General features: G+C 66.4%; 14 protein-coding genes and 1 tRNA gene. 11 read left to right on the plus strand and 4 right to left on the minus strand.

Annotation, left to right across the window (positions count from 1 at the left end; all coding sequences use genetic code 11):
- Nucleotides 1-143 precede the first annotated feature (143 nt).
- From apbC to AUP43_RS13065, 6 genes are read left to right on the plus strand one after another with little or no spacing between them, the layout of a single operon-like run.
- Nucleotides 144-1340, plus strand: coding sequence for an iron-sulfur cluster carrier protein ApbC (apbC, locus tag AUP43_RS13040; RefSeq protein ID WP_067557818.1), 1197 nt, complete (start codon nucleotides 144-146; stop codon nucleotides 1338-1340).
- 16 nt (nucleotides 1341-1356) lie between these two features.
- Nucleotides 1357-2127 carry a biotin/lipoate--protein ligase family protein gene (locus tag AUP43_RS13045; RefSeq protein ID WP_067557822.1) on the plus strand — a complete coding sequence of 257 codons (771 nt, stop codon included), beginning with the start codon at nucleotides 1357-1359 and terminating at the stop codon, nucleotides 2125-2127.
- 53 nt (nucleotides 2128-2180) lie between these two features.
- Nucleotides 2181-2669 carry a DUF6505 family protein gene (locus tag AUP43_RS13050; protein ID WP_067557825.1) on the plus strand — a complete coding sequence of 163 codons (489 nt, stop codon included), beginning with the start codon at nucleotides 2181-2183 and terminating at the stop codon, nucleotides 2667-2669.
- A gap of 16 nt (nucleotides 2670-2685) precedes the next feature.
- Nucleotides 2686-3711: a DUF6352 family protein gene (locus AUP43_RS13055; protein ID WP_067557828.1), complete on the plus strand. Its 1026-nt coding sequence runs from the start codon at nucleotides 2686-2688 to the stop codon at nucleotides 3709-3711.
- 27 nt (nucleotides 3712-3738) lie between these two features.
- The gene (locus AUP43_RS13060; protein WP_067557831.1) at nucleotides 3739-3942 is read left to right on the plus strand and encodes a DUF6494 family protein; all 204 of its coding nucleotides are present in this window, start codon (nucleotides 3739-3741) and stop codon (nucleotides 3940-3942) included.
- A gap of 4 nt (nucleotides 3943-3946) precedes the next feature.
- Nucleotides 3947-4303, plus strand: a complete 357-nt coding sequence (locus tag AUP43_RS13065) for a hypothetical protein (RefSeq protein WP_067557834.1) — start codon at nucleotides 3947-3949, stop codon at nucleotides 4301-4303.
- 3 nt (nucleotides 4304-4306) lie between these two features.
- Here the strand turns inward: AUP43_RS13065 and AUP43_RS13070 are convergent, their stop codons facing one another.
- Nucleotides 4307-6112: a PHA/PHB synthase family protein gene (locus AUP43_RS13070; protein WP_067557837.1), complete on the minus strand. Its 1806-nt coding sequence runs from the start codon at nucleotides 6110-6112 to the stop codon at nucleotides 4307-4309.
- Nucleotides 6113-6239: 127 nt separating this feature from the next.
- On the opposite strand from AUP43_RS13070, the gene AUP43_RS13075 reads away from it, so the two are divergent.
- From AUP43_RS13075 to AUP43_RS13095, 5 genes are all read left to right on the plus strand, one after another.
- Nucleotides 6240-7613, plus strand: coding sequence for an OmpA family protein (locus AUP43_RS13075; protein ID WP_067557841.1), 1374 nt, complete (start codon nucleotides 6240-6242; stop codon nucleotides 7611-7613).
- 118 nt (nucleotides 7614-7731) lie between these two features.
- A complete protein-coding gene (locus tag AUP43_RS13080; RefSeq protein ID WP_067557844.1) occupies nucleotides 7732-9066 on the plus strand; it encodes a homoserine dehydrogenase in 1335 nt (444 codons plus the stop codon).
- 61 nt (nucleotides 9067-9127) lie between these two features.
- Nucleotides 9128-10093: a class II fructose-bisphosphatase gene (gene glpX, locus AUP43_RS13085; protein ID WP_067557848.1), complete on the plus strand. Its 966-nt coding sequence runs from the start codon at nucleotides 9128-9130 to the stop codon at nucleotides 10091-10093.
- Between the two features lie 4 nt (nucleotides 10094-10097).
- Nucleotides 10098-11894, plus strand: coding sequence for a single-stranded-DNA-specific exonuclease RecJ (recJ, locus tag AUP43_RS13090; protein ID WP_067557851.1), 1797 nt, complete (start codon nucleotides 10098-10100; stop codon nucleotides 11892-11894).
- Nucleotides 11895-11969: 75 nt separating this feature from the next.
- Nucleotides 11970-12045: transfer RNA gene (locus AUP43_RS13095), tRNA-Glu, on the plus strand.
- Nucleotides 12046-12055: 10 nt separating this feature from the next.
- Here AUP43_RS13095 and AUP43_RS13100 read toward each other — a convergent pair.
- The 3 genes from AUP43_RS13100 to AUP43_RS13110 all read right to left on the minus strand — a co-directional run bounded on the left by AUP43_RS13100 (nucleotide 12056) and on the right by AUP43_RS13110 (nucleotide 15069).
- Entirely contained in the window at nucleotides 12056-13138 is a 1083-nt protein-coding gene (locus AUP43_RS13100) for a hypothetical protein (RefSeq protein WP_067557854.1), read from the minus strand.
- Nucleotides 13139-13231: 93 nt separating this feature from the next.
- Complete coding sequence (locus AUP43_RS13105; RefSeq protein WP_067557857.1) at nucleotides 13232-14614, minus strand: FAD-containing oxidoreductase; 1383 nt, start codon at nucleotides 14612-14614, stop codon at nucleotides 13232-13234.
- On the minus strand, nucleotides 14611-15069 hold the full coding sequence (locus AUP43_RS13110) for a hypothetical protein (RefSeq protein ID WP_067557860.1): 459 nt from the start codon (nucleotides 15067-15069) through the stop codon (nucleotides 14611-14613). The genes AUP43_RS13105 and AUP43_RS13110 overlap by 4 nt, the downstream gene beginning before the upstream one ends.
- Between the last annotated feature and the right edge of the window lie 37 nt (nucleotides 15070-15106).

A 15106-nucleotide genomic window follows, 5' to 3' on the forward strand; every position in this document is an offset into this window, starting at 1 on the left:
ATGACCTCGTCCTGAGGAGCCTGCGTCAGCAGGCGTCTCGAAGGACAATGCGGCCCCTCTCGAACAGCCGCCCTTGCCGAACCCGCTATCGCTCGTGATATCTCTAGCGAAACAATCCGCAGGATACGGGGAAGAATCGAAGCATGGCACAGGTGACGGAGCAGCAGATCCTAGACGCGCTGAGGCGCGTGCAGGACCCGGACCGGGGCGGCGACATCGTCTCGCTCGGCATGGTGACCGGGGTTTCCGTCCAGGATGGGCGCGTCAGCTTCGCCATCGAGGTCGATCCAGCGCGCGGCCCGAAGCTTGAGGGGCTGCGCCAGGAAGCGCAGAAGGCGGTCGAGGGCATTGCCGGCGTCCAGGCCGTCAGCGCCGCGCTGACGGCGCACAGCGCCAAGGCCGGTCCTGGCCCGGCTGCGCCCAAGCCCGCGCCGCGCCCGCTGGGCGGCGCGCCCACGGCCGGCAGCCGTACCGGCGGACACAGCCATGCCGGCCATTCCCATGCGGCGCCGGGCGCCGCGCCCACGGCGAACATACCGCTGGTGCCGGGCGTGCGGGCCATCGTCGCCGTCGCCTCCGGCAAGGGCGGGGTGGGCAAGTCCACCACCTCGGTCAATCTGGCGCTGGCGCTCGCCGCCATTGGCCGCAAGGTCGGGCTGCTGGATGCCGATATCTACGGCCCGTCGCTGCCGCGCATGATGGGCATTTCCGGCAAGCCCGGCTCGCCCGACGGCAAGACGCTGACGCCGATGGAGAATTACGGCGTCAAATGCATGTCCATGGGCTTCATGGTGGCCGAGGACACGCCGATGATCTGGCGCGGCCCGATGGTGATGAGCGCCCTGGAGCAGATGCTGCGCGACGTGAATTGGGGCGATCTTGACGTGCTGGTGGTCGATATGCCGCCGGGCACCGGCGACGCCCAGCTGACCATGGCGCAGCGGGTGCCGCTGGCCGGTGCGGTGATCGTCTCGACGCCCCAGGACATCGCCCTGCTGGACGCCCGCAAGGGGCTGAACATGTTCCGCAAGGTCGATGTGCCGGTGCTCGGCATCATCGAGAATATGAGTTATTTCGTCTGCCCGCATTGCCAGGGCCGCAGCGATATCTTCTCGCATGGCGGCGCGCGCAAGGAGGCGGAGCGGCTGGGGACGGACTTCCTGGGCGAGATTCCGCTGGATATCCAGATCCGCGAGACCTCCGACAGCGGCAAGCCGCTGGTCGTCTCGGCCCCGAACAGCCCGCACGCGCTGGCCTACAAGGCGATAGCCGAGGCCGTCTGGGCGAAGGTCGGCGGGGCCGGCGCGCGCAAGGCCGCGCCGAAGATCACCGTCGAATAGGATATCTGGCGCAGCGATGGACGATCACACCAAGCTGATCCTGGAGGTTTCCGCCAAACCGCTGTTTCCACCGGTCTATGCCTCGGCGCGCCTGCCGGCGGCGGCGGATGCGCTTGAGGCGGCGGTGACGGCGGCTAAGGCCGGGGCCGATCCCGCGACTTTCTTCTGGGTCGACCGGGAAGATCGCCTTGAGGCCGCCATCGTGCTGCAGCCGGAGCAGGCGCTGGAGCAGGCGCTGCCGATCCTGCATGTCGGGATGATCGGCATTGGCGACGCGCTGGGCGCGCTGGTGCCGCCGCAGATGGCGGTCACTTTCGGCTGGCCCGACCGGCTGGAGGCGAATGGCGGCTTGGTCGGCGGGCTGCGCCTGGCCGCGCCCGCGGGCTGCGCCCCGGACGCCGTGCCGGACTGGCTGGTGCTGGGGCTGACGATTTTGGTGCAGCGCCGGCTTATCGGCGGCGAGGAGCCGGGCATGGACCCGACCCGCACCGCGCTGCATGAGGAAGGCTGTGGCGAGCTGACCGTGCCGGATATCCTTGAAGCCTTCAGCCGGCATTTCCTGCTTTGGGTGAACCGCTTCGAGGAGGAGGGGCCGCGCCCCTGCCTGGAACATTGGCTGGAGCGCGGCACCGATTATAGCCGCAGCACGGCCGTGACACTGCGCGATAGCGTCCATGCCGGCACCTTCATCGGCCTGGACGACCAAGGCGGCATGCTGCTGAAAACCGAAACGGTGCAGGCCCTGCCGCTTGCCACCGTGCTGGCCGGGCCGAGTTGGTCGCTGTGATGATCAAGTCCATCGAATGGCGTTGCTTGGCGCGGATAGGGGGAGCCTGACGCATGCGTTTTCCCCGCACCATACGGCTCGACCAGACCGATTTGCAGGTGTTCGACCGGGCGGCGGAGCCGGGCGAATGGGCGGTCAGCGGTAGTTTCGCCTTCGCCGATGCCGGACCGGGCGATCTGATCGGCAAGCGTCGGGTCGCCTTCCGCAGCGCCTTCCTGGGAATCGGCAGTTTCGGCTGGTCGACCTTTGTGAGCGTGGCCGATATCGCACCGGCGGAATTCGAGGGCGTGGTCAATGCGCTGGCAGCGCATTTCGTTGAGCGCTACGGTGCGCCGGATATCGCGGCGGCGCTGCCGGTGGCGCGGGCGGAGGCTGAATTCGCCGCTGGGCTGGCGGAAGAGCACCGGGTGAACATGCTGCTGGGCGTCGAGCGCGATATGGAGGCGGATGGTATTCATGAACGCTTCCGCGCCTTCGAACCCCCGCGCGAGGAACAGCATGCGCGTATCTGGGATATCGTGCCGGACGATAAGAATCGATAAGAAGAAAGAATTGTAAATGACTGATTTTTGGGCGTCCTCCGGCTATCATTTGCTCGAACGGACGGTCGACAACCAGCTCGGTGTGACCGATGATTACCTGCGCGCCTATTTCCTGCGGCCGGAAATCGCGCCGGTGGAGGAATCCTGCGATTCCGAGCGCGCGCTGCATGCCGCGCTGATGCAGACGCCGCGCATGGCGGTGACGCCGGCCCATCTGCTGCGCTTCGAGGATGCCGACGCGCGGGAGAATTACGAGATCGTTTTGGGGTTTCGCGATCACCTGCTGGCCCACGGCACCATCGAGGCGGCCTATGCCGCGTTGTTCAAGCAGAGCAAGGAAACGCCGACCCTGCTGCTGGCCCCCGTGTTCCTGGACCAGATGGTGCATGTGATCTTGCGCAGCCTGCTGGAAGGGGCGGAAGACACCTTCCGCCTGCGGGCCGGCGAGTTGCTGTTCCGCAGCCAGAAGGTGACGATCCAGGAGGGCAACATCATGGTCGCCGACGAGGAGGTGGTGGATATGTACGCCTCCACCGGTGGCTTCGGCGATCTCGGCCGGCTGATCGTCGAGGCGCAGACCCAGTTGCGCCAGATCGACCTCGATGTGATGGATGAAGGCTCGGCCCCGGCCTATTGGGAGCGATCCGACCGGTTCGACATGGTGCTGGATCTCAGCTTCGCGCGGCCGGGACTGGATGCTTTCAGCCGGGTGCTGGAGCTGTGGATTCGGCATTTCCTGGGCGTCGACGTGGCCATCTCGCCGGTGCAGTCGATCCGTGACGAGCGCTGGGCCTGGCATGTCGGGCTGGACAGCGTGTCGACCGCCATCCTGAACGATCTCTATGAGGGGCAGGAGGTCAGCGAGGACCGGCTGCGCTCCGTGCTGTCGCTGTTCCGGCTGGAATTCCGCGACGCCAATGTCATGCTGCCGCAAGTGGCCGGCAAACCGGTCTATCTCGGCCTCGCCATGGATGAGGCCAATCTGCTGCGGGTGAAGCCGCAGAATCTGCTTGTCAACCTGCCGATGGCCGAGACGGTTTAAAGATAAAAAAAACAAGAGGATACGTCGATGAATGAAGATGTGTTGAATATGAGCGTCCGCAAGTTCCTGAAGAAGGTCGGCGTGACCGCGCAGCGCGAGATCGAACAGGCGATCCGCGATGCGGATGCCGCCGGGAAGCTGCCGGCCAGGCCGTTGCAGGCGACCGTGCTGCTGACCCTTAACGGCGTCGATCTGAAGGTGACGATCGACGGCGATATCGAGACCGTCTAGCCCCATGGCGGCGCATCGCAGCTTTCTCGACCGGCCGGCGGCGCGCGCGCTGGCCGGCTGCGTCTTCATCGGCGCCTTCGGGCTGCTGGGCTTTCTATATCGCGATATGATCTTCGGCCCCTCTGCCGCCGCCGTCGCCGCGGCGAACGCGGACGATCCCTTCGCCCGCTGCTTCGCCGAACGGGCCGGCCAGATCGATCAGATGGTGAAGGACGGGATGGTCAAGCCGGAACAGGCGGAGCAGTTCAAGGGCCGCGCCGAGGCGATGTGCCGCGCGCAGACCAAAGACGGCGCCGGCGGTCCCCCAGGCGGGGCGCCCGGCATGCGTCCGCCGCCAGGGTTCGGCCCGCCGCCCAAATAGGCGTTACGCCTTTAGCGTGACCTTCACATAGCTTCCGGGCGCGTCCTCGATGATTTTCAGCTTGCCGTCGCCGGGCGCGCGGGCCGCGACCTCGCCGCCGCCCTGACGGGCGATCCAAGCGCCCCAATGCGGCCACCAGGAGCCTTTGTGCTGCTCCGCGCCTTCCAGCCATTTATCGGCGGTCTTGGCCTTCTTGGCGCTGGTCCAGTAGCCGTATTTCTCGGCCGCCGGCGGGTTGATCACCCCGGCGATATGGCCGGAGCCGGACAGCACGAACGTCACCGGCCCGCTATAGAGCTGCGTCGCTGCGTAGGTCGATTTCCAGGGGGCGATATGGTCCTCCTTGGTCGACAGGATGAAGGCCGGGGTCTTGATCGTGGTGAGGTCGATCGGCACGCCCTTCAGCGTGATGCCGCCAGGCTCGACCAGCTTGTTCTCCTGATAGCATTTGCGCAGGTAATAGCTGTGCATGCGGGCCGGCATGCGGGTCGAATCGGCGTTCCAGTACAGCAGGTCGAACGGGAAGGGGTCCTTGCCCAGCAGGTAGTTGTTCACAACGAAGGACCAGATCAGATCGTTCGCCCGCAGCATATTGAAGGTGGTCGCCATGGCGGAGCCTTCCAGATAGCCCTTCTCGTTCATCTGCGCTTCCAGCGCCTGTAGCTGCTCCTCGTCGATGAAGACCGACAATTCCCCCGCCTCGGCGAAATCCACCATGGTGGTGAAGTAGGTGATGGAATGGACCCGCTTGTCCTTCTTGGCCGTCATATAGGCCAGCGTGGCCGCCATCAGCGTGCCGCCGATGCAATAGCCGATGACGTTGATCTCCTTCTCGCCGGTGGCCTTCTGGATCGCGTCCAGCGCCGCCAGCGGTCCGCCGACCATGTAATCCTCGAAGGTCTTCTGCTCCAGCGTCTCGTCCGGGTTCACCCAGGAGACGACGAACACGGTCAGCCCCTGCGCCACGGCCCATTTGATGAAGGAATTCTTTTCGCGCAGATCGAGGATGTAGAATTTGTTGATCCAGGGCGGCACGATCAGCAGCGGCCGGCGATACACTTCCTCGGTCGTCGGGCTGTACTGGATCAGCTGCATCAGCTCGTTCTGAAACACTACCTTGCCGGGCGTGGTGGCGATGTTTTCGCCGATCTTGAAGGCCTCCATGTCGGTCATTCGGATCGACAGCTTGCCCTTGCCGCGCTCCAGATCCTCCAGCAGATTCTCCAGGCCCTTGACCAGATTCTCGCCGCCGCTCTCCAGCGTGGCGCGCAGCACCTCCGGATTGGTCATGACGAAGTTGGAGGGCGCCATCGCATCGACGAACTGGCGGGTATAGAAATCAACCTTCTGCGCGGTCTGCCGGTCCAGCCCCTCGACGTCATTGACGGTGGACTGCATCCAGCGGGCGGTCAGCAGGTAGGATTGCTTGATGAAGTCGAAGACATAACTTTCCTGCCAGGCTTCGTCCTTGAAGCGGCGGTCGCCCCGGTCGGGCTCGATCGCCGGCCCGTTCTGCTCGCCGCCCAGGAAACGCTGGGTGGCGTTCTGCCAAAGGTTCAGATAGTCGGTCCACAGCGCCATCTGCGCCTGCATCAGGCGCGTCGGATCGCTCATCATCCGGGCGGTCATTTCCAGGAAGGCATGGCCGATATTCAACGGGTCGGCCGGTTGCGGCTTACCATCCTGGTGCGATTGACGCGCCAGGAATTCGCCGACGATCTTCTGGCTTTTCTCCGCGATCGCCGCCATGGTCTTCGACATTTCGACGGGGTCGGGAAGTTTTGCGTTCGGCGCTTGCTGATCGGTCATTTTTGGGCCCCGATTCTTCGTTACCGTTCTAAAAGCGGCTGATGCACCGGCGGGTTCGCGCAACTTGCCAGATGCATCAGGAGAATTTATCCCCTTACATAATGGCATGAAACCGGGAGGAAAGGCGATGCGGCAGGAAAACATCCGGAAAGGCGGCGGCCCGAGAGGCCGCAAGGCGCGCCTTGCGGCTGGCCTCGCCTCGACCGGAATGGCGGCTGTATTGCTGGCCGGCTGCTCTTCGCTGCCGGATGCGGCGAACCCGGTCAGCTGGTTCGACGACAGGCCGCAGGTCGAGCGCCGGCCATCGGACGATGCACCCTATCCGAACCTGGCGAGCGTGCCCGAGCGGCCGACCGATATTACCACCGCCGAACAGCGCCGGCAGTTGCGCCAGGGCCTGCTGGCCGATCGGGAACGCGCCCGCTACACCGACGAGCAACCGGCCAATGCCGTGCAGCCGGGCGTCGCCGAGCCTTCCGCGCCGCGCCCGAGCCGCGCGGCCGCTCCCGCTGGCGCGACACCCCCGGCGGTGCCGCCGCTGGCCGCGCCGCCGACACCCAGCCCCGCGCCGATGGCGGCCCCGGCGGAAACACCTTCCGTTGCAGCCCCCGTCGGCATGTCGGCGAATTCGCCGCCCGCCGATCCCCCCCTGGCCCGCGACGTGCCGCAGCCGCCCGCGCCGTCCGCTCCGGCCGTTCGCCCGCAGGAGCCCTTCACCAGCGAGCGGTCCAGCGGCCAGGTGGCCACCACCAGTCGCGAATCGGCCGTGCCGGGCCGGTCGAGCGCCGAGCAGAACGAGCCGCCCGCAGCCCTCCCGGCGCCAGAACCCAGGCCGGCCGCGCCCCGCGCCGAAATCCAGGCTCCCGCGCCGCCACCGCCTCCGGCACAGCCTTCTGCGCCTGCCTCCGCAATGCCTGCAATGCCGGCGCCAGCCGCCGTGGCTGCCCCGCGCGCGCCGGAGCCGGTCGCGGAGAGCCGCCCCGCGCCATCGCCATCCCCGGCGCCGATTTCGCTGCAAAGCCAGGCCCAGACGGTGGAGCAGATTTATCGCGAGCAATTTGCCCGGTCCGCGCCGCCGCCCGCCGCCAGCCCGATGCCGGCGCAAGCGCCTTCGGCGTCGCTCCCGGGCAGCACCGGGGCCGTGTCGAGCCAGGCCGGGGCCATCTTCTTCGCGCATAATTCGGCCAGCCTGTCGGCGGAGGATCGGCGAATCCTGCGGGCAATTGCGCTGCGCTACCGGGAGACCGGCGGCACGCTGCGCATTGTCGGCCATGCCAGCAGCGACCGCAGCGCCGATGTCCGGCCGGTGGAGCACGCGCTGGCCAATCTGGAAGTCTCCGCCAAGCGGGCCGAGGCGGTGGCGCAGGAGCTGCAGAATGCCGGCGTGCCGTCGACCGCCATGCTGGTGCGCGGCGTCGGCGACAATCAGCCGGTTTATCGCCAGGCCAACATCGATCCGGAGGCCGCCCAGCGCCGGGTCGAGATTTTCTTCGATTACTGAACGGACGGGACAGGCAACGCTACCTGCGCTGTCGACTTCTGCGTCGGCGGCGGCTAAAAAGGCGCGGCTGCCGGCCTGCCCGCCGGCCTTTTTCCTCGATTGGTCCTGACACGGCTTCATGAGCAATAGCAACACCTTATACTCATCCGCATACTCATCCGCCGCGGCCCCGTTGCGTATCGGCATTGCCGGCCTTGGTACGGTGGGGGGCGGCGTCGCCAAGCTGCTGGAGCAGCAAGGCGACCTGCTGGCGGCGCGCTGCGGCCGTCGCATCCAGGTGACCGCCATTTCCGCCCGCAGCCGGGGCAAGGATCGCGGTGTCGATCTTTCCGCTGTGCGCTGGCACGAGGATGCGCGCGCCCTGGCCGCCGACCCGGAGGTCGATGTGGTGCTGGAGCTGATCGGCGGGTCGGACGGCGTGGCGAAGGAGCTGATCGAGCAGGCGATAAAGGCCGGCAAGCCGGTGGTTACCGCCAACAAGGCGCTGCTGGCGCTGCATGGAACGGCTTTGGCGAAGGCGGCGGAGCAGGCGGGGGTGATCCTGGCCTACGAAGCGGCGGTTGCCGGGGGCATCCCGGTTATCAAGGCGCTGCGCGAAGGTCTGGCGGCCAACGATGTGCGCCGCGTCTATGGCATTTTGAACGGCACCTGCAATTATATCCTGTCGACGATGCGCGAGAGCGGTCGCGAATTCGCCGATGTGCTCGCCGACGCGCAGAAGATGGGCTATGCCGAGGCCGATCCCAGCTTCGATGTGGACGGCATCGACGCCGCGCACAAGCTGGCGATCCTCACCAGCGTCGCCTTCGGTCGCGAGCTGGACTTTCAGGGCATTCACGTCGAGGGCATCCGCCATATCTCGGCGCTCGACCTGCAATTCGCCGAGCAGTTGGGCTATCGCATCAAGCTGCTCGGCATCGCCGGGCGGACCGATCACGGGATTGAGCAGCGCGTGCATCCCTGCATGATTCCGCTGGATGCCCCCATTGCCCATGTCGAGGGCGTGTTCAACGCGGTCTTCGCCGAGGGCGATTCCGTCGGCAATGTGCTGCTGACCGGGCGCGGCGCGGGCGCGGGACCGACCGCCTCGGCCGTTGTGGCGGATTTGATGGACATCGCGCGCGGCCATCATGCGCCTGTGCTGGGCATTCCCGCCGAGCGCCTGGCGCCGGGTGAAACCGCGCCGATGGGCCGGCATCGCGGCGCCTATTACATCCGCCTGATGGTGCATGACCAGCCGGGCGTCATCGCCGATGTCGCCGCCGCCTTCCGCGACAATGAGGTGTCGATGGAATCGGTGCTGCAACAGGCGCGCGATGCGTCGGAACCGGTGCCGGTGGTGATCACCACGCACGAGACCGAAGAAGCGGGTATGATGCGGGCGATTGCGCGCATCGCCGCGCTGCCGGCCGTGCAGGAATCGCCGCGGCTTATCCGCATCGAAGCGCTTTGAATCGTTATTGGCTTTAAGAAACAAGTCCAGGAGCTTGAAAAATATGAATGAGGGTGGACCCATGGACCGCAACCTCGCGCTTGAGGTGGTGCGTGTGACCGAAGCGGCGGCCCTGGCGGCGTCCCGGCTGATGGGGCGCGGCGACGAGAAGGCGGCGGACCAGGCGGCGGTCGACGCCATGCGCCGGGCGCTGAACAGCCTGAATATCGACGGCACCGTCGTCATCGGCGAGGGCGAGCGCGACGAGGCGCCGATGCTCTATATCGGCGAGAAGGTCGGCCAGGGCGGCCCGAAGATCGACATCGCGCTCGATCCGCTCGAAGGCACCACGATCACCGCCAAGGGCGGCCCCAACGCGCTGGCCGTGATCGCCATGGCGGAGGCCGGCGGCTTCCTGCACGCTCCGGACGTCTATATGGACAAGATCGCCGTCGGCGGCGGGCTGCCGGAAGGCGTGGTCGACCTGGATAACAGCGTCGAGCAGAATTTGAAGAATCTCGCCAAGGCGAAAAATGTCGATGTCTCCGACCTGGTCGCCTGCGTGCTGGACCGGCCGCGGCATCAGGACATCATCACCAAGGTTCGCGAGGCCGGCGCGCGCATCGTGCTGATCGGCGATGGCGACGTGTCGGGCGTGATCGCCACCTCGCAGCGCGACAGCGGCATCGATATCTATATCGGCCAGGGCGGCGCGCCGGAAGGCGTGCTGGCGGCGGCGGCGCTGCGCTGCATCGGCGGCCAGATGCAGGGCCGGCTTATCTTCCGCAACGAGGATGAGAAGGGCCGCGCCACCCGCATCGGAATCACCGACCTGAATCGCAAATATTCGATGCTGGACCTCGCAAGCGGCGATGTGATGTTCGCCGCCACCGGCGTCACCGACGGCTCGATGCTGCGCGGCGTGCGCCGCACGCGCGACGCCGGTTCGACCCATTCGATGGTCATGCGCTCGAAGACCGGCACGGTGCGTTTCATCGAGGCGAAGCACGATTTTACCCGCAAGAGCGGCTTCGACACCGCCGATTGACGCCATGTCCGGTGACCCCGCCGCTTTTCTCAATGTCGACCGGTCGCTCACCGGTCGACGCTGGATCAGCAGAGGCCAGGGCGTAGCGGACGGAGAGACGGATCGGGCCGGTCTGGCGCTGGCCCAGCGCCTCGGCCTGCCGGACGTGCTGTGCCGCGTGCTGGCCTCGCGCGGCGTCGATCTGGACGCGGCGGACGGGTTTCTGAATCCGACGCTGCGCGCCGCCTTGCCCGATCCCAGCCATCTGAAAGACATGGATGCCGCCGCCGCCCGCATCGCCCGCGCCGTGCGCGACGGGGAGACCATCGCCATTTTCGGCGATTACGATGTCGACGGCGCCACCTCCACGGCGCTGCTGCACCGTTTCCTCGGCGCCGTCGGCGGCAAGCCGCGCGTCTATATTCCCGACCGCATGGTGGAGGGCTATGGCCCGAACGCCCCGGCACTGCTGGCGCTGAAGCGTGAAGGGGCGTCGCTCTGCATTACCGTCGATTGCGGCATCACGGCCTTTGCCCCGCTGGAAGCGGCGATGGCGGCAGGGTTGGAGATGCTGGTGATCGACCATCACGTGGCCGAGCCGACGCTGCCGCGCGCCGTCGCCGTGGTGAATCCGAACCGGCTGGATGAAAGCAGCCCGCATGGCACGCTGGCCGCCGTCGGCGTCGCCTTCCTGCTTGTCGTCGCGGTGAACCGGACGCTGCGCCAGGCCGGCTGGTATGCGGCCCGGCCGGAACCCGATCTGCTGCAATGGCTCGACATGGTCGCCCTGGGCACCGTCTGCGATGTGGTGCCGCTGACCGGGCTTAACCGCTGCCTGGTCGCCCAGGGGCTGAAGGTCATGGCGCAGCGCCGCAATGCCGGCATGGCGGCGCTGGCCGATATAGCGCGTCTCGACGAGGCGCCGACGGCCTATCATCTGGGCTTCCTGATGGGGCCGCGGGTGAATGCCGGCGGCCGCGTCGGTCGCGCCGATCTCGGCACGCGGCTGCTCTCCACCGACGATCCGGCCGAGGCCGCGGCGCTGGCGCAGGAGCTGGATCGCTACAATACCGAGCGCAAGCAGATCGAGCTGGCCGTCCAGGACCAGGCGCTGGCCCAGGTCGAGCATCATGCCGACGGGCCATTGCTGGTCGCGGTGGGGCAGGGGTGGCACCCCGGCGTCATCGGCATCGTCGCCGGGCGGTTGAAGGAACGGTTTCACCGCCCCGCCCTGGTCATCGCGCTGGACGAGGCGGGCATCGGCAAGGGATCCGGGCGCTCCATCGCCGGTTTCGCCCTGGGGCCAGCGGTGATCGCCGCGCATCAGGCGGGGTTATTGATCAATGGCGGCGGCCATGCGATGGCGGCCGGCTTTACGGTCGAGCGCGAGAAGCTGCCCGCGTTTCGCGACTTTATCGCGGAGCGCGCGGCGCAGTGGCTTGCCGATGGCGGTCAGGCGGTGCCGGTCCTGTCGATCGACGGCGCGCTCCGGCCCGGCGGGGCGACGCTGGATCTGCTGGAGCTGCTGGGCCGCGTCGGGCCGTTCGGCGTCGGCAATCCGGAGCCGCGCTTCGTCTTTCCGGCTGCCCGCATTGTCGCCGCCGATGTGGTCGGCGAAAGCCATGTACGCTGCCAGATCGCCGATTCCGACGGCCGCCGCCTCAAGGCCATCGCCTTTCGCGCGCTGGAGACGCCGCTCGGCCAGGGCCTGTTGCAGGCCCGCTCCGCCCCGCTCCATATCGCCGGCCATCTGCGCATCGACCGCTGGCAGGGGGCGGAGAAGGTGCAGTTGCTGATCGACGATGCCGCCATTGCATTTTAAAGACGATTTGCCGCCTCTTCTGCCTTGATTTTCCAGCGCGAGCCAGTATGTTCCACCGCGCACGACGCCTCCGACGTCCCCATCGTCTAGAGGCCTAGGACACCGCCCTTTCACGGCGGCGACAGGGGTTCGAATCCCCTTGGGGACGCCATTTCCCGATTTCAGTTGATCGGTAGCCCCGCCAGGGTCAGGGTTTTTCCGTTCGCCTTGGCGGTCCAGCCCGTGCCGGCATGGTCCGGGTGGGCGGCCCTGAGCACGGCTTGGCTCCGGTTGATTTCGATGCCGTCGGAAAAAACCACGTTAATCTTAATGTGATCCCAGCCCTCGACGAGTTCGATCGTCCTGGAGTCGCCGTGGCCGAGCGTCCAGGTTGGCTTCAGCCGGTCGCCGCCGCTGCCGGGGAAGCGCTGGCTGGAATAGACGCTGCCATCCGGGTAATGGATGGAGATGGCTTTCTCGCCATCCGCGTCGGTCAGCGGCCAGTTCTTCACGCCCTTGCAGAACATTTCCAGTTGGAAGGAGAACGGCGTGTCGCCCGCGACGGCGACCTTGAAGGAGAGCTCTTGCGAGGCATCGCGGAGGAAGGACCAGAAATCGCTCGTCGGTATCTCGAAGACGAAATCGGTCGGGCCTGACGCGACGTCCAGCTGGTCGGGAACCTCGATCACCGCTTGCCAGGCATTGTAGGAAAGGACTTTCAGGGTCCGGCCGCCATACTTGGCCTTGGCGCGGCCATTCAGGCGCACCTTGGGCATGTAATAGGTGATCGTCACGGTGCGCCCCTGGCCGGACTGGCGCAGGCGATAGGGGAGGACGGAATAGACTTCCGCCGAGGGCTGGAAATAGCTGGGAAAATCCGCCTCCGCGACGATTTGCGCAAAGCCGTGCAGCGCGGACTGAATGCCGGCAAAGCAGAACCAGCCCCGCTCTTGTACCAGCTTGCTCGTGGCGCCGAACAGACTCGCCGCCCGCTTGACGACAGAGACCGGTTTGTCCGGCGCCGAGCCTTCTGGCTTCGTTTGGCCGAATTCGATGCACTGGTCGATCTCCCGCAGGATGGATCGCGCCATGTTCTGCAAGCCGTTTACGGAGTTGGTTACGGCAGTTACCGTGCTATGGAGCGGCCAGTAATCCTTCTGATGCGTAATCAGGTAGTCCCTGATCCAGGTATTCTGGAACGCGCGCGCAAGCCGTTCGATATGTGGCTTCATGCGCTTGAGTATTTCGATATTGGTCGTATCCACGCTCGCCTCCGCTATGATGGCGCGTAGCGTTTCACTGAATTCTTTAAGAACTGGTTAAGTCGTTTTCGGATGCCGTATTGCGGCCAATCGGCGTTAGCCTGCCGCCGGCTTCAGATCGCCCAGCACCGTCGGCAGCAGCTCGGAAACAGTGGGATGGATCGGCACGGCCCATTGCAGGGCGGGGTAGGGGGCATCGGCATTCATCATGTCGAGGATGCCGTGGATGGCCTCGTCGCCGCTGGTGCCCAGGATGGCGGCCCCCAGGATTTTTTGTGTCTCCGCATCGACGACGATCTTCATGAAGCCCTTGGTCTCGCTTTTCTCCACCGCCCGGCCGACGCGCGTCATCGGGCGGGTGCCGACCAGCAGCTTGCGGCCGGTCTTGCGGGCCTGCGCCTCGCTCATGCCGACGCGGCCCAGCGGCGGATCGATATAGAGCGCATAGCCGGGAATGCGAGCGCTGACGCGCCGGTCGCCGCCCTCCAGAAGATTGGCAGCGATGATCTCGAAATCATTATAGGCGGTGTGGGTGAAAGCGCCCTTGCCGTTGCAATCGCCCATCGCCCAGACGCCCGTCACATTGGTGGCCAGATAATCGTCGACCTGGATATAGCCGCGCTCGTCGACGGCGATACCGGCCGCTTCCAGCCCCAGATCGTCGGTATTGGGCGTCCGGCCGACCGCCAGCAGCAGGTCCGAGGCGATAATCTCCGGTGCGCCGGCGGCACAATCGACGCCGACGGCTACGCCCTTGGGGTGCCTGGCCAGGTGGATGCAGTCGGCCCCGGTGCGGATGGCGATGCCCTCATCCTCGAGGATGCCGCGCACCGCCTCGGAGATATCCTCATCCTCGCGGGCGATCAGGCGCGGGCCGCGCTCCACCACCGTCACCTGGGCGCCGAAGCGGCGATACATCTGGGCGAATTCCAGCCCGATGTAACTGCCGCCGATGACCACCAGATGCTCGGGCAGGCGATCGAGTTCCAGGATCGTGCTGTTGGTCAGATAATTGACGCTATCGATGCCCGGCAGTTCCGGCACCAGCGCCCGGCCGCCGACATTCAGGAAGATGCGCGGCGCGGTAATCGTCCGCTCGCCAATGCGCAGCGTGCGTGAGTCGGTGAACCGGGCATGGCCTTCGATCACGGTGAGCTTGTCCATGCCGCGCAGCCATGCCTCGACATTTCCGCGCGCCGTGCCGGACACCGTGGCCGCGCGCTGGCGAATCCGCTGCATGTCGACACGCACCGGGCCGTCCAGCATAACGCCGAAATCCTCCCCCCGCCGGGCCAGATGAGCGGCATAGGCGCTGGCGACCAGCGCCTTGGTCGGCATGCAGCCGGTATTCACGCAGGTGCCGCCGAACAGATGCCGCTCGACCAGCGCCACCTTCATGCCGGACCCGGTCAATCGTCCGGCGAGGGAAGGACCGGCCTGGCCGGCGCCGACGATGATCGCATCGAATGTTTCGGTCATAGCAGGCTCACAATCGCGATGGCGCCCAGGATGGCGATCGCGTCCTCAATCAGCGCCGCCGGGCGGTCGCGACCGAAGGCGGCGGCGAGACGGCCGCGCGCCCAGGCGCCGCCATAGGTGCCGGCGACGGCTCCCAGCGCGCCCAGTGCAAGACCGGGCCACATCATGCCGGCTGTGGCGGCGATGGTTCCGCCGCATAGCCCGCCGGTGAGGATGCGGGCGATGAATTGCGGCGGAACCTTGCGGCTCGGCGTGGAGGGAAGCTGGTCGGTCACCAGCTCGGCCAGCGCCAAGGCGGTGAAAATCCAGGGGGTGTAGACATGACCCATGAAGGAGAGCCAGCTCTCGCCCAGGTTCCAATTCTGAAGGGTGACGGCCCAGGCGACCACAGCAGGCGCCATCATGGCGCGGAGGCCGGCGATCACGCCGATCAGGAAGGCGAGGAGGAGAAGCATCGGACGGCCCTTTCCGGCAGACCAGCACAGGCGAGTC

Origin of the sequence: Oceanibaculum pacificum (assembly GCF_001618175.1) — a bacterium.
In the GTDB taxonomy this organism is placed as follows: domain Bacteria; phylum Pseudomonadota; class Alphaproteobacteria; order Oceanibaculales; family Oceanibaculaceae; genus Oceanibaculum; species Oceanibaculum pacificum.

Coding starts and splice junctions, on each gene's coding strand:
- AUP43_RS13045 (WP_067557822.1), top strand. CDS start 1,357: ATGGACGATCACACCAAGCTGATCCTGGAGGTTTCCGCCAAACCGCTG.
- recJ (WP_067557851.1), top strand. CDS start 10,098: ATGTCCGGTGACCCCGCCGCTTTTCTCAATGTCGACCGGTCGCTCACC.
- AUP43_RS13105 (WP_067557857.1), bottom strand. CDS start 14,614: ATGACCGAAACATTCGATGCGATCATCGTCGGCGCCGGCCAGGCCGGT.
- AUP43_RS13060 (WP_067557831.1), top strand. CDS start 3,739: ATGAATGAAGATGTGTTGAATATGAGCGTCCGCAAGTTCCTGAAGAAG.
- AUP43_RS13055 (WP_067557828.1), top strand. CDS start 2,686: ATGACTGATTTTTGGGCGTCCTCCGGCTATCATTTGCTCGAACGGACG.
- AUP43_RS13080 (WP_067557844.1), top strand. CDS start 7,732: ATGAGCAATAGCAACACCTTATACTCATCCGCATACTCATCCGCCGCG.
- AUP43_RS13050 (WP_067557825.1), top strand. CDS start 2,181: ATGCGTTTTCCCCGCACCATACGGCTCGACCAGACCGATTTGCAGGTG.
- AUP43_RS13110 (WP_067557860.1), bottom strand. CDS start 15,069: ATGCTTCTCCTCCTCGCCTTCCTGATCGGCGTGATCGCCGGCCTCCGC.
- glpX (WP_067557848.1), top strand. CDS start 9,128: ATGGACCGCAACCTCGCGCTTGAGGTGGTGCGTGTGACCGAAGCGGCG.
- AUP43_RS13075 (WP_067557841.1), top strand. CDS start 6,240: ATGCGGCAGGAAAACATCCGGAAAGGCGGCGGCCCGAGAGGCCGCAAG.
- AUP43_RS13070 (WP_067557837.1), bottom strand. CDS start 6,112: ATGACCGATCAGCAAGCGCCGAACGCAAAACTTCCCGACCCCGTCGAA.
- apbC (WP_067557818.1), top strand. CDS start 144: ATGGCACAGGTGACGGAGCAGCAGATCCTAGACGCGCTGAGGCGCGTG.
- AUP43_RS13065 (WP_067557834.1), top strand. CDS start 3,947: ATGGCGGCGCATCGCAGCTTTCTCGACCGGCCGGCGGCGCGCGCGCTG.